The organism is Psychrobacter sp. CX16 (assembly GCF_057396245.1).
Genome location: NZ_JBXYJF010000034.1, coordinates 19,639 through 32,332 on the forward strand (window position 1 = coordinate 19,639; position 12,694 = coordinate 32,332).

At 43.2% G+C, this 12,694-nt stretch carries 14 protein-coding genes; 8 read left to right on the plus strand and 6 right to left on the minus strand.

The annotated features are described in order from the left end of the window. Positions 1-26: 26 nt before the first annotated feature. From pheS to rpmI, 3 genes are all read right to left on the minus strand, one after another. Positions 27-1,130, minus strand: coding sequence for a phenylalanine--tRNA ligase subunit alpha (gene pheS, locus AC2SLM_RS11215; protein WP_486553923.1), 1,104 nt, complete (start codon positions 1,128-1,130; stop codon positions 27-29). Positions 1,131-1,458: 328 nt separating this feature from the next. After that, positions 1,459-1,815: a 50S ribosomal protein L20 gene (rplT, locus tag AC2SLM_RS11220; protein WP_007394884.1), complete on the minus strand. Its 357-nt coding sequence runs from the start codon at positions 1,813-1,815 to the stop codon at positions 1,459-1,461. Between the two features lie 84 nt (positions 1,816-1,899). Then, positions 1,900-2,100, minus strand: a complete 201-nt coding sequence (gene rpmI / locus AC2SLM_RS11225) for a 50S ribosomal protein L35 (RefSeq protein WP_486542547.1) — start codon at positions 2,098-2,100, stop codon at positions 1,900-1,902. Positions 2,101-2,624: 524 nt separating this feature from the next. Between rpmI and hisIE the strand changes: the two genes are divergently transcribed. From hisIE to AC2SLM_RS11255, 6 genes are all read left to right on the plus strand, one after another. Next, positions 2,625-3,479 (plus strand): bifunctional phosphoribosyl-AMP cyclohydrolase/phosphoribosyl-ATP diphosphatase HisIE, encoded by an 855-nt coding sequence (hisIE, locus tag AC2SLM_RS11230; protein ID WP_486542549.1) that lies wholly within the window; start codon positions 2,625-2,627, stop codon positions 3,477-3,479. 64 nt (positions 3,480-3,543) lie between these two features. Further along, positions 3,544-3,798: a twin-arginine translocase TatA/TatE family subunit gene (tatA, locus tag AC2SLM_RS11235; protein WP_486542551.1), complete on the plus strand. Its 255-nt coding sequence runs from the start codon at positions 3,544-3,546 to the stop codon at positions 3,796-3,798. Positions 3,799-3,862: 64 nt separating this feature from the next. Next, positions 3,863-4,627 (plus strand): Sec-independent protein translocase protein TatB, encoded by a 765-nt coding sequence (gene tatB, locus AC2SLM_RS11240; RefSeq protein ID WP_486542553.1) that lies wholly within the window; start codon positions 3,863-3,865, stop codon positions 4,625-4,627. Beyond that, positions 4,624-5,457: a twin-arginine translocase subunit TatC gene (gene tatC / locus AC2SLM_RS11245; RefSeq protein WP_486542555.1), complete on the plus strand. Its 834-nt coding sequence runs from the start codon at positions 4,624-4,626 to the stop codon at positions 5,455-5,457. The genes tatB and tatC overlap by 4 nt, the downstream gene beginning before the upstream one ends. A 245-nt stretch (positions 5,458-5,702) precedes the next feature. Continuing rightward, complete coding sequence (locus tag AC2SLM_RS11250; RefSeq protein ID WP_486553924.1) at positions 5,703-7,217, plus strand: UvrD-helicase domain-containing protein; 1,515 nt, start codon at positions 5,703-5,705, stop codon at positions 7,215-7,217. 4 nt (positions 7,218-7,221) lie between these two features. Further along, complete coding sequence (locus tag AC2SLM_RS11255) at positions 7,222-8,199, plus strand: tRNA dihydrouridine synthase (RefSeq protein ID WP_486553926.1); 978 nt, start codon at positions 7,222-7,224, stop codon at positions 8,197-8,199. Between the two features lie 100 nt (positions 8,200-8,299). Here the strand turns inward: AC2SLM_RS11255 and AC2SLM_RS11260 are convergent, their stop codons facing one another. From AC2SLM_RS11260 to AC2SLM_RS11270, 3 genes are all read right to left on the minus strand, one after another. Continuing rightward, a complete protein-coding gene (locus AC2SLM_RS11260) occupies positions 8,300-8,725 on the minus strand; it encodes an MAPEG family protein (RefSeq protein ID WP_486553928.1) in 426 nt (141 codons plus the stop codon). 74 nt (positions 8,726-8,799) lie between these two features. Then, a complete protein-coding gene (locus AC2SLM_RS11265; RefSeq protein WP_486553932.1) occupies positions 8,800-9,210 on the minus strand; it encodes an OsmC family protein in 411 nt (136 codons plus the stop codon). A gap of 227 nt (positions 9,211-9,437) precedes the next feature. Further along, positions 9,438-11,366, minus strand: a complete 1,929-nt coding sequence (locus AC2SLM_RS11270; RefSeq protein WP_486553930.1) for an autotransporter domain-containing protein — start codon at positions 11,364-11,366, stop codon at positions 9,438-9,440. A 398-nt stretch (positions 11,367-11,764) separates the two neighbouring features. Between AC2SLM_RS11270 and AC2SLM_RS11275 the strand changes: the two genes are divergently transcribed. Next, positions 11,765-12,286 (plus strand): RNA pyrophosphohydrolase, encoded by a 522-nt coding sequence (locus AC2SLM_RS11275; protein ID WP_486542567.1) that lies wholly within the window; start codon positions 11,765-11,767, stop codon positions 12,284-12,286. Positions 12,287-12,417: 131 nt separating this feature from the next. Next, the coding region (locus AC2SLM_RS11280; RefSeq protein WP_486552358.1) for a helix-turn-helix domain-containing protein at positions 12,418-12,694 on the plus strand (277 nt) is incomplete at its 3' end.

Below are 12,694 nucleotides of genomic sequence, written 5' to 3' on the forward strand. Positions count from 1 at the left end.
TCTATCTGGATTTATCAGCACTTGGCTTAACCAAACTGACGTAAAAAACGCACATCGTTTTGGAAGAATAAGCGTAAGTCGTCAATGCCGTAATAAAGCATGGCGAAACGCTCGATACCCATACCAAAAGCAAACCCTGTATATTTCTCAGAATCAATACCACAATTGGTTAATACTTTAGGATGTACCATGCCGCAGCCCATCACCTCAAGCCACTTACCGTTATCGGCTAAGATATCAACTTCTGCTGACGGTTCTGTGAATGGGAAGAATGACGGACGGAAACGAACGGTCAGCTCTTTGCCAAAGAAGGCTTCCAAGAACTCATTGATTAAGCCTTTAAGCTCCGCAAATGTGGTGCGTTCAGTAACCATTAGCCCCTCCAATTGATGGAACATAGGCGAATGAGTTTGGTCTGAATCGTTACGGTACACGCGTCCTGGACAGATTATACGAATCGGCGGCGCGCCCGCTTCCATGGTGCGCACTTGCACTGGACTGGTATGAGTACGCAGTAAATAATGTGCATCAAAATAGAAGGTGTCATGCATAGCACGCGCAGGATGATGCGACGGGATATTCAGCGCTTCAAAGTTATAATAATCGCTTTCAACTTCAGGGCCAGTCGCCACATTAAAGCCAGCTTGCATAAAGAACTGCTGCATACGTTGAGCAGTCATAGTCACTGGGTGTAGTTGACCTTTTTGCTGACCACGTGCCGGTAAAGTGATATCGATACGCTCTGCTGCTAATTTGGCTTCAAGTGCCGCAGCTTCGAGCGCTTGCTGCTGATTGTTTAGCGCATCATTAATCTGAGTACGCACTTGATGTAGCCAGCCACCCATGGTCTTTTTGCTATCAGCATCAAGTTTGCCCATCTGCTTTGACCAACCAGTTAATGCGCTTTTCTTACCGGTTAAATTCACACGCATCTGCTGCAAATCGGCACTGCTTGCAATCTCGCTAACGGCCACTTTTGCAGCATCAGCATATGTCTGCAACTGCCCTTCATTTAACTCGCTTAGCGTTTCAGATAAATTTGGAAGGCTGGCTATAAGGTCAGCTAAGCCACGTTTTGGCTCAGTGTTAGTATCATTTTGAGTATTCGATGTGCTGTCAGATTGAGTCATGTAAGCATTCTCAGAGTTTGTTAGCTGTGGGCAGCCTTGTCCTTCTCTATATAAGGATAAGGCGCCTTAAATTGAGGGGTTAATTAGATCAAAGTAATGGCTTAGCATCAAATATAAGATGCGATTATGACGACTTTATTGTTATTAGAATCACGCTCTGTCTTTATTCATATTAATAAGTACTGATATGAATATACAGAAATAGCAATGATTTTAGTCGGCCATAGAGTGAGCTATTTGCCAGTAATTGTAAGCAAATTAAACAAAAAAAGCCATCGATATGCGATGGCTTCTTTTATTACGATAATGACTACTTAATGAATGCTAATTAAGCCAAAGCAGCTTTTGCTTTTTCAGTCAATGCTGTGAATGCAGCAGCGTCATGCATAGCGATATCAGCTAGTACACGGCGATCGATTTCGATGTTTGCTTTTTTCAGACCATTGATGAAACGGCTATAGCTTAAACCATTTAAACGTGCACCGGCGTTGATACGAGCAATCCAAAGACGACGGAAAGTACGTTTTTTGTTGCGACGGTCACGATATGCGTATTGACCAGCTTTAGTTACAGCTTGGACAGCTACACGATAAACTCGTGAACGAGCGCCGTAATAACCTTTAGCGCGCTTTAAGATTTTTTTGTGACGACGGTTTGCTTGAACACCACGTTTTACACGGGCCATAAGATACTCCTAATAAATTGATTTGCCTGAACTTATACTTTCAATTAAGTTAAATAATATAAGAACAATAAAAATTAAGTGGGTTTATAAATAAGGGCACATACGGCGAACCGCAGCTACATCAGCAACATGCACCAGTTTCGTACCACGTAATTGGCGAATACGTTTAGGAGACTTTTTGGTCAGAATGTGACGTTTGAACGCTTGTTTGCGCTTGAAGCCGTTAGCAGTTTTTTTGAAACGCTTAGCAGCACCACGTTTTGTTTTCATTTTAACTTTCTTCATAAGAACCTCTTATTCTTTGTTGTCAGCTTTAGTGTGTCTAAATAGAGAACACTCAGCTAAACAGCCAAGGGAAAACCTGTTCGTCAGCATATTAGTCTCCTTTATACGTCGTAAACTTAATAAAAAGTTCGTCAATATAAAGCCAGTAATATCACTGCCTTGAGGTGGGAATTGCGTATTCTATCAGATAGAGTGTGTTTAACCAACCACATTTAGCCAAAATAGTGAAAAATCGAGGTCCAACTGACGATTAATCAAGCGTTATCTTTAAATCGATGATTTTACCTATTGTCTGTTCACTATTTTCCTATTACTTAACATCATCTATTTATCACCACACCCGTCTATTTGTTCGCTTTTAAAAATGAGCTTATTGTCAAAAATCAGTCATTAGAATGTGGTGATGACACGCTTATAAACCTATATACTATGAGTCATATTATTCGCTTTATACAACCGATTGGTTAGCCATTTACTATAAGCGGCCGCTTTATTTTATTTATTGATATTGATTAGGTTTCTTTATGTCCGATTCCGCTCTAAATGCCAACGATACCCAGACACGCTCATGGTTAGATGAGGTGACATTTAATTCAGATGGCCTGCTGCCTGCGATTGCTCAAGATAAAGAGTCAGGTGAGATATTAATGATGGCATGGATGAACCGTGAGGCCTTACAGCTGACCGCTGAAACCAAAACAGCGGTCTACTTCTCTCGCTCTCGCAGCAAGCTGTGGCATAAGGGAGAGACCTCGGGGCATACGCAAATCGTTCATGACATTCATCTTGATTGTGATGCCGATGTGGTGGTGCTGACAATCACACAAATTGGCGATATTGCGTGTCATACCGGACGACGCTCTTGCTTTTATCGTAAGCTTGATTTAAGCGGTGATACGCCAAAATGGCAAAATGACGCGCCTATTCTTAAAGATCCAAAAGATATTTATGGTGCTACAGACAGTCATGCACCCAGTGATATAATAAAGGCTGATGACAATACACGTGCGGATATTAATGCAGCCGATGTGCTAAGCCAGTTAGATGCCGTATTAGAGGCACGTAAACAGGCCGATTCCGGCAGCTCTTATGTGGCAAGCTTATACGCCAAAGGTATCAATAAAATATTAGAGAAAGTCGGCGAAGAGGCGGTTGAAACCATTATTGCCGCCAAAGACCTGGCTGCTACGCCTGAAAACTCTGATACAGAAGAATCAAAATCCTTGGTCGATGATTTGGTATATGAAATTGCCGATGTTTGGTTTCACACCGTGGTCACATTAGCGTGGTTTAATATCGGGTCCGATCGTGTCTTGGCAGAGCTTGCCCGACGCTTTGGTTTATCTGGTATTGAAGAAAAAAACAGCCGCACTCAATAAGCGGCTAATCCAACCCATATAGTCAGTTATTGACAATAAATAAGTTACATTAAAGGACAAGATTATGAGCCTATCTCCCATGCAGTTGTTGATTATCCTTGGTATTGCCATCCTTATTTTTGGTACAGCAAAACTGAAAAATGCCGGTAAAGATTTAGGCGGCGCGGTTAAAGGCTTTAAAGATGCGGTGAAAGATGAAGAAGAAGCGCATGCTAAGAAGCATAACGTTATCGACCATGATACCAATGCTAATAATAAAGTAGACGCTGGCGTTAAAGTTGATGACATCAAAGTCAAAACTGATGACCATCAAGCGTAGTCACTTATCCCTTGTACCTTAAAAGTAAGTACCTTGTAGAGCAGTGATAGGACGATAAGCGGTTATGTTTGATTTTAGTTTTTATGAGCTAATGGTGTTTGGCATCATTGCACTCATTGTGCTCGGCCCAGAGAAGTTACCCCAAGCGGTGCGTACCGTGGGTACTTATTATGCTAAATTTCGCCGTACCGTGGGTACTTTAAAGGCAGAAATGGAGGCTGAGCTTGATTTGGCTGAAACACGTCAAAGGATGCAAGAGGAGCTGGCTAAAATTAAACAAGCTGAAGCAGAGATGCAACGAGAAATGGCTGAGCTGCGTGGCAATATGAAAGAATTTGAAGCACAGCAAAACTCTCAGCTTAGAGCCGCTCAAGGTGGTGCAGTTGCCGCCGGCACCAGTGCTGCACCAAAAGATAAGAAAGACTGGGTGCATCCTGTTGATCAAGCCAATCCAAATATGGCCGCACCCACTGCTGTTACCACAGATTATAGCTATGGTAATAATCCAGACAGCACTCAGCCTGCACCGACTGTAGAGGAAGGCTTAGAGTCTGATGTATTAAACAATGATAGCTCAGAGCGCAAAGATTCAAATAATAAAACCACTCAAGCTGCTGCTCAGCCGATGACGCGCCCTTGGGAGAATATGTGGTTTTTGTTGGGTGATTATGACAGAGCGAGACGATTACCCCCTGCCCCCTTGCTACCAAATTATAAAGCCAATCCATTGCTGTATAACATGGTGACACAGTCTTCGCAGGCAGCTACATCCTCCGAATCAAATGCCAATAGCTTAAGCACGGACAGCGCGGCTGAGGTGAAATCATGAGTTTACTTAAGAATAAAAAACCAAGGTTTGCGCCAAAAGACAGCACCGAAGATTTAAACGATGATTTACCCAATACTGAGCCCAACAGCTTAGCCGATATGCCGATTACTGAGCATTTGGTTGAACTGCGCTCGCATCTGATTAAAATTATGGTGATTGTGGGTGTCATCTTCTTGGGCTTGGTTGGCTTCTCGCGTGAGTTGTATGACATCGTCTCAGAGCCACTGGTAGAGATTTTACCTGCGGCATCAACGATGATTGCAATCGATCCCGTGGCTAACTTTATGGCGCCAATTCGCTTAACGTTGCTGACTTCTGCGTTTTTTGCGATGCCGTTTATTTTGTATCAAATCTGGGCATTTATCGCACCTGGCTTGTACAAACATGAAAAACGCATTGCGGTGCCCATTTTATTATCCTCTATTGTCTTATTTTACACCGGTGTGGCCTTTGCTTATTTCATCGTTTTAAGACGGGCGCTTAGCTTTTTGATTACCTTCTCGCCATCAAGCGTGGTACCGATGACCGATATTGAGAGCTATCTAACGTTTGTTACTAAGCTGTTGATGTTGTTTGGTATTACCTTTGAGATACCGGTCGTGGTATTGATTTTGGTTATTACTGGTATCGTATCGGTGACCACCTTGGCAGATAAACGCCGCTATGTCATCGTTGCCTGTTTTGCCGCGGCCGGCGTGATGTCACCGCCTGACGTGCCATCGATGTTCTTGTTGGCATTACCGATGATATTATTATTCGAGTTTGGTTTATTAATGGCACGCCTACTGGTCCGCGAGAAAAAGAAAGCGGCCGTAACTGACGAAGAATAAAACGCATGTGAGGTAGGTTGATAAACTTACCTCAACCCTCATCTAGTTATTATCCTTAATCCTTATTTAAACCACTTTATTGATTCTGCTTTAATAATCTAATTTGATTCGATTGATAAATACGCTGCGTTTCATGCGTATCTTATTGTCGACGCCATCTATTAATATCTTCCCCTTTTTTTGCTTAATGACTATGGGTTACCTATAATCCATATCGACTTTTTGATTAATATACAGGTAATAACATGTCCATAACCAATGCGCCGTCACCTCAAATGCCCGCTTATATGAGTGACCCTACTGACGAGCAGTTAGCGGCGTTAAATATGGCTATGGACGGCAAGTCCTTTAAGGTCGTGGCTTACGCCGGTGCCGGTAAAACCACCACCTTAAAGCTTATCGGTGAGCGTCTGCGTGGACGTGGTCTTTATTTAGCGTTTAACAAAGGCATCGCTAATGAGGCAAAACAAAAGTTCCCAGGTCATGTCGATTGTCGCACTTTTCACTCACTCGCCTATCGCCATGTACCGCGTGATATTACAGCCAAGCTATCGTTACCTCGCTTTTCACCCAAACGTTTGGGTGATGATTTAGGATTACGAACTGTACAAGTACGCCGCCAGATGGACGGCAAAACCAATTACGTTAGCCTAACCCCTGCCCGCCAAGCACGATTTGTCAGTGATGCGGTGAGCTATTTTTGTAGTACGCACGCCAGTTATCCAGCACCAAGGCATCTACAATTCCCAAGTTGGATCAACGAATCAGATGCCGAGCAGCTGCGTGAGATGCTGTACCCTGCGGTCGAAAAGCGCTGGCTTCAATCCATTGATGCACGTCACCCTGCCGGCATTGGCCATGATATTTATCTAAAACTCTGGGCCTTATCTAAACCTGCCATTCCTGCAGACTTTATCTTATTTGATGAGGCGCAAGATGCCGATCCATTAATGATGGGGATTTTGACCCAACAGCCACGCCAAGTCATTTATGTCGGTGATGCGCATCAGCAAATTTATGAATGGCGCGGTGCGGTCAACGCAATGAAAAAACTGCCGCTGCCACAAACCTTACTCACTCAGTCTTTCCGATTTGGTGAAGACATTGCTGATGTGGCCAATTTATTGTTAAAAGCGCTGCAAGAAGAGGTGCCTTTAAAAGGCAGTCCACATAAGACTTCCACTACCAATAAAACCCCTACTCATGGTAAAAAAGACGCTGTCTTATGCCGTACCAATGCTGCGGCTATGGCACAGTTGTTGGCAGGACTAAAGAACGGGCATAAGGTTGCCTTGCAAGCAGACTCCGACCGCATGCTAAAATTCTGTAAAGCGGCGGAAAGCCTTAAAGCCGGTAAGTCAGCGTATGGTGTGCCAGAGCTGGCTTACTTTTATCATTGGAGTGATGTGCAGGATTATGCTGAAACCACCGAGGGCAGTGATCTTAAAACTTTAGTGAAGTTGGTCGATGACCATGGGACTGATGTATTAAGTAAAGCGGTCAATAGCTTAACCGATGTCAAAGATGCCGACTACGTGATATCTACTGCGCACAAAGCCAAAGGTCTAGAATGGGGCCGCGTGCAACTTGATGATGACTTTTATTATGACGTCACTACTAGTGGCATAAAAATCAACCCTGAAGAGCTGCGTCTGCTCTATGTAGCGTGTACCCGTGCGCAAGATAACTTAGATATTCATAATATTAAAGACTTAATATCCGGTCTTAAAACAGGTAAAAAAGTAATCTATGGATCTTAAGCAGATGAGCGACACTTCTTTTTCAAATCAATTCTTCTCAAAGCCTGTGCGTCTGCTTGCCCCAATGGAGGGACTTACTGATCCCTTAATGCGCCAAATACTAACTCAGATTGCAAGTGACTTGGGTCGCCCTTATGATTGGTCGGTTAGTGAGTTTATTCGTGTCACTCAGCATGTACTACCCAATCATGTGTTTTACCGTTTTGTGCCTGAGCTTAAACATAATAGCAAAACGGCCAGTGGCACCCCTATTCATATACAGCTACTGGGTAGTGAACCTGAGCTCATGGCGCAAAATGCCTTGGCGGCGTGTGAACTTGGTGCTCTAGCGATTGACTTGAACTTTGGTTGCCCTGCCAAAACAGTTAACAATCATCGCGGCGGTAGCGTACTCCTAGATGAGCCAATGCTAATGCGAGATATTATCTCAGCAGTGCGCGACTCTGTGCCCAGTCATATTCCGGTATCTGCCAAAATCCGTTTGGGCTATACCGATACCAGTAACATAGATGACATTAGACATGCCATTGCGGATAGCGGTGCTAACTGGCTGACCATTCATGCGCGCACTAAGACCCAAGGCTATAAACCGCCTGCTTATTGGGATAAGATTGCTCGATTTACAGAATTGCCAATTCCAGTGATTGCTAACGGCGAGATTTGGAACTTTGAACACGCTCATAACTGTATGAAGCAATCTCACACCTCGCATTTAATGCTGGGACGCGGTGCGGTTACCCGTCCTGATTTGATTGCACAGGTCGATAGTGCAGATATTAACCTGCCTTGGAAATCTCTCATTCCACACCAAATTGCCTTTTTGCAAGGTGCGGCCAAAAATGATGTGGTATTAATCGGTCGTTATAAGCAGTGGCTCGGCATGCTTAGTAAAGGTTATGTTGAAGCCAAAGCGTTGTGGGATTTGATTAAACGAGTCAAAGATAAGCAAGCGATTATTGAGCAGCTTAAATCGCAACTGTGACTATCGCTGGGGTACAAAAAAGGGGTAGCAATATTAATATGGCTACCCCTTTTTTGTATATAAATTTTGTATTATATCTATTTAGACTATCGACTCACTTTTAGACCGTCATTTTTATGGCCAAATAAAACAACATCAAACAGCATGCCACTGACAATGCCCAGATAATAGAACGCAGGGTCGGCAGATTGATAATATAAGCGATGCCGTAGCCTACACGCAGTAAGATATACATCACTGCCAAATAGTTAACGACTACTTGGGGTACGAAAAACAGCATAGCAACCAGCACTGAGGCCAAAAATACGGGCAGCGTCTCGAAGCTATTTTGTTGAGCAGCATTGGCGCGGGCAGCACGGCCAGTGAGTTTGGCAAGCGACTCACGAGGATGCGCATTGTCAGCTATACCAAAGCCGCCCATCATTTTCGCCATCAAAGCAAATAAAAAAGGCAATATACTGGCAATAATCATGGCCCAAATCGCCACGCTTGCCGAATCAGGTATTAAAGAGAAAAACCAACTCATACGCGTTCCTTGAAACCCATTTAGCGACCGTTATATTAATAGTACAAGTGTAGTAGCTGACGTTTAGTTATAACCTAACCTGCAACCACCTCATAGCTGTGGGTAATATTTACGCCACCGGCCGCTAACATTTTACTGGCAGAACAATATTTGTCAGCCGATAACTCAACCGCTTTCGCCACCTGCTTTTCTTTGACCTCATTGCCTGTAACCACAAAATGCAGATGAATATCGGTATAAACCGCAGGAACGGTATCGGCACGCACAGCTGATAACTCACAGCGCACGTCTTTAACATCTTGACGGCCTTTTTCTAAAATACCGACCACATCATAACTGGCACAGCCGCCAAGCCCAAGTAATACCAGCTCCATTGGGCTTGCGCCTGCTTCTTTATTGGCATCAATATCGACTGTCTTGCCTGATGGCGCTGTACCGACAAAATGTCTGTCTTGTTTCCAAGTCACATCGCCTTGTAATGGCATGTCTTTACGGTCGATTCTTGGTGTCTCATTACTCATAAAAGCTATCCTGTCTAAAAGCGATAAACATTATCTAAATACTGAGAGTATTGTAGATAATGTCTAATAAAATCAAAATTTATTTAGGGTTATATCAGGGTAATCATTGATATTATCAAGACATTACCTCTCGAATACAAGCGGACACCCCTGTCATCTATCTTGACTATAACACGCTTTTATACCGATATTTAAAATGCACTACTCATACCAATAAACACACTGGTATTCTCGTCATCATCACCCGAAGCATGTGATACGCCTGCATTGGCATTAATAGCACCAAATTGACGCGATAAGCCTAATGTCACACCAAAGCTGTCATCATCAATATCTGCTTTCGGCGTTGTAAAAGGCACATTAGAGAGCGTATTAAGGCGCGCGGTCACTTCATCACGGCTGTCATCGATTTGTTTTTGATAATGCAAATCACCGAACACATTTATGGTACTGTTTAATCGGCTATTGGCTTTCAGTCCAAATGCACCATAAGTGGTGGTGTACTTTTGTCTATCAAACTCCATAGCAACACCGGTTGGCTCACGCTCTATCATCTTGCCAAGTTTGATACGGTTAATCGTTGCGCCTAGATACGGCGTTATCGTAGTTTGATTAAACTGGAAAGCATCCGGCATTTGCATTGGATAGCCGGCTTGCAATGCACCATAATAACGGTCGCCATTGACATCAGATTTAAAGATCTGACGGTAATTATCAAGGCTAACTCGGCGGCTAACATCCATATCAATATTGCCATAGCCGATTGCACCATTGACCTGAACCCCGCCAAACTGATTGCTGTGATAAAAACCAATACCCAGCTCATCATGATCAACCTTGCTTAGTCCCGAGCGAATATCACTATCTAACTTAGTTTGAGAGATATTGGCATAGATACCAAAAACCGCATTCTCTGAGCTGTCATCAGCGATATCTAGACCGACTAATAACTGCATATTACCATTGCTATCGAGATGCGCAATATCGGTTGAATTCACATCGGCTGACGCCCAAAGTGCTGGGCCAGACTGTTTTAGACTTTGATTATTGCCGTTTTGATATTGATTAATATGTGTTTGCAAACGGGCATTAGTCGCCAACGCCGATGTGGTGGCAATGTGCGGCAGCAAGCTGACTTCACTCGGCGCAGTGACTACTGCATTGGCATAATCGGCAATCATTTGATGCGCGCGGCCTGCTGGGTGGATACTGTCTGCAAAAAAGTACGTTTGATTGGCACCCGGCTCAACCAAATCATCACGACCACAATCTAATGAGCTACTGGTGTTACAAGCGGCTTTGCTGATATTGCTATAGCCGTAGGCAGCAGGGTCTGCTGCCACTTGCTGCAATAAGCTAAAGGTATCTAGTGGAATAATATTAGCGCCTGTTGCTGCTGCACCTTTAAATAGTACATCGTTATATTTTGACGACAGCCCTGTACCAAATGCTTGTAGCGACTCCTCCGCTGATGCCAGATAAGGCGTTAGCCCTACATCGGGAATATTAGGAACTAAAATATAGTTAGCGCCATTTTCCTGTAGCTTACTAATGGTTTCAATCTGACTTTGGGTAGCAGCAGTAATAATATTATCGGCATTGGGAAGGTCGCTGACCACAGATAATAAGTCATTAGCGCCAATCCAAACTGAATAAAGCCCTTTAGAGTCGATACGATTATTTACTAAATGCTTATCAACTTGATCGCTAGCGGATGCAATTAACAAACCACCTCTGTTGACCTTAACGCCTGACCTTGCACTGCCAATGGCATAGTTATTCACTGGTGAATTATTAACTGTCGTACCGTCGATACTATCGGCAACGGCTGTATGACCGAGCTGCGCGGCAAATGAGGTTGCCCAAGTGTTGTCTGGATTGGTAGTGAATTGCCCTGATTGCTCTTTAGCAGATATCGACTTGAAATAGCCCCCATCGGTTAAGCTATCACCAAAGAAGGTAACACTGTTGTATTCGCTGGCCTGTGCGCTACCCATGGAGGTGAGCATAATGGCTACGATGGCGGCAGATAGCTTAGCGGGTGACAATGAATGTGTTGAAAATGAACTAGAGGTAAGTGATTTAAGAATACGAGTATTGTCCGTGCGACATGATGGCATGGTGACGTCCTTGTCAATAGAGGTTATATAAGCAGTAATATCTGATAGTAAACAAGTGTATAGTCTTTATGAAAATCTGGCAATCGATTTGCATCAGGCTTTGAAAAATTATGTTAATTATCGATTATTTTTATTTGCTTTGAAATTGGATCAGCAGCACCCACTAAACATATGAATTAACTGGTTTTTCGTTAGAAACTTTAAGGCGATACTATGAAACATTTTATATCAAAATATCATTACCATTTAACTTGATTTACTGCTTTAATAGAGGTAATGATTATCAGTCTGTCTGTTTTCTACACTCATAGAAGATTAAAATGATAACAGATACTAAGAGTGCTTGTTAAAACATTGGGCTGATTAAATTTTAACATTTTAAATTTAAGGTTTTAGTCATGATTGATGCAGACGGCTTTAGAGCCAATGTCGGTATCATCTTGGCAAATACACAAGGACAAGTACTATGGGCAAAACGCGTTGGTCATAATTCTTGGCAGTTCCCGCAAGGGGGCATTGATGCGGGGGAAACACCCATCGACGCCATGTATCGAGAACTATGGGAGGAAGTTGGATTATATCCTAAGCACGTTCAGTTATTAGCCGCAACAGACAATTGGCTAAGATATCGTTTACCAAAACGATATATTCGCCATGGGCAACATCCTTTGTGTATTGGACAAAAACAGAAGTGGTTTTTGCTCCAGCTAGATGAGCCGAATACAGAACATATCCGCTTTGACACAGCAAAGCCAGAGTTTGATCATTGGGAATGGGTCAGTTACTGGTATCCGCTCGGTCAAGTGGTTCATTTTAAGCGAGGCGTGTATCGCCGTGCCCTGCGAGAGTTGGCACGCGAGTTACCCCTCAAAAAAGAGTTGATTATCCCTGAGCAAACCAATCATTTGCTGCAAGTTTAATCGCTGCTTTTACTGCTTAAAATTAGTTTAGATCAGTTGTTTATTATTAAAAAAGCCCGTATCTAGTGATGCGGGCTTTTTTTATCGGTTTGTCCCGTCCTAAAATAAGTTTACGAAAAGGAAGCTTATAAATGGACAAAGCAGAAAGATCAAGGGTTAAACGAACACAGAAAGATTACACACTAGGCTTTAAATTAGCTATTGTAGAGCAAGTAGAAAAAGGCGACATGACCTACAAACAAGCCCAAAAGCACTATGGCATACAAGGACGTAGTACCGTCCTAACTTGGCTTAGGAAACATGGTACATTAGACTGGAATACACCGCCAAAGAGCCTAAGAATGCCACACAAAGAAACCCCAGCCCAAATCATAAAAAGACTTGAGCGACAACTGGCTGATGAAAAAA

Excerpts from the sequence above, each read along its gene's own strand:
- pheS (WP_486553923.1), bottom strand. The coding sequence starts at position 1,130 with ATGACTCAATCTGACAGCACATCGAATACTCAAAATGATACTAACACT.
- rplT (WP_007394884.1), bottom strand. The coding sequence starts at position 1,815 with ATGGCCCGTGTAAAACGTGGTGTTCAAGCAAACCGTCGTCACAAAAAA.
- rpmI (WP_486542547.1), bottom strand. The coding sequence starts at position 2,100 with ATGAAGAAAGTTAAAATGAAAACAAAACGTGGTGCTGCTAAGCGTTTC.
- hisIE (WP_486542549.1), top strand. The coding sequence starts at position 2,625 with ATGTCCGATTCCGCTCTAAATGCCAACGATACCCAGACACGCTCATGG.
- tatA (WP_486542551.1), top strand. The coding sequence starts at position 3,544 with ATGAGCCTATCTCCCATGCAGTTGTTGATTATCCTTGGTATTGCCATC.
- tatB (WP_486542553.1), top strand. The coding sequence starts at position 3,863 with ATGTTTGATTTTAGTTTTTATGAGCTAATGGTGTTTGGCATCATTGCA.
- tatC (WP_486542555.1), top strand. The coding sequence starts at position 4,624 with ATGAGTTTACTTAAGAATAAAAAACCAAGGTTTGCGCCAAAAGACAGC.
- AC2SLM_RS11250 (WP_486553924.1), top strand. The coding sequence starts at position 5,703 with ATGTCCATAACCAATGCGCCGTCACCTCAAATGCCCGCTTATATGAGT.
- AC2SLM_RS11255 (WP_486553926.1), top strand. The coding sequence starts at position 7,222 with ATGAGCGACACTTCTTTTTCAAATCAATTCTTCTCAAAGCCTGTGCGT.
- AC2SLM_RS11260 (WP_486553928.1), bottom strand. The coding sequence starts at position 8,725 with ATGAGTTGGTTTTTCTCTTTAATACCTGATTCGGCAAGCGTGGCGATT.
- AC2SLM_RS11265 (WP_486553932.1), bottom strand. The coding sequence starts at position 9,210 with ATGCCATTACAAGGCGATGTGACTTGGAAACAAGACAGACATTTTGTC.
- AC2SLM_RS11270 (WP_486553930.1), bottom strand. The coding sequence starts at position 11,366 with ATGCCATCATGTCGCACGGACAATACTCGTATTCTTAAATCACTTACC.
- AC2SLM_RS11275 (WP_486542567.1), top strand. The coding sequence starts at position 11,765 with ATGATTGATGCAGACGGCTTTAGAGCCAATGTCGGTATCATCTTGGCA.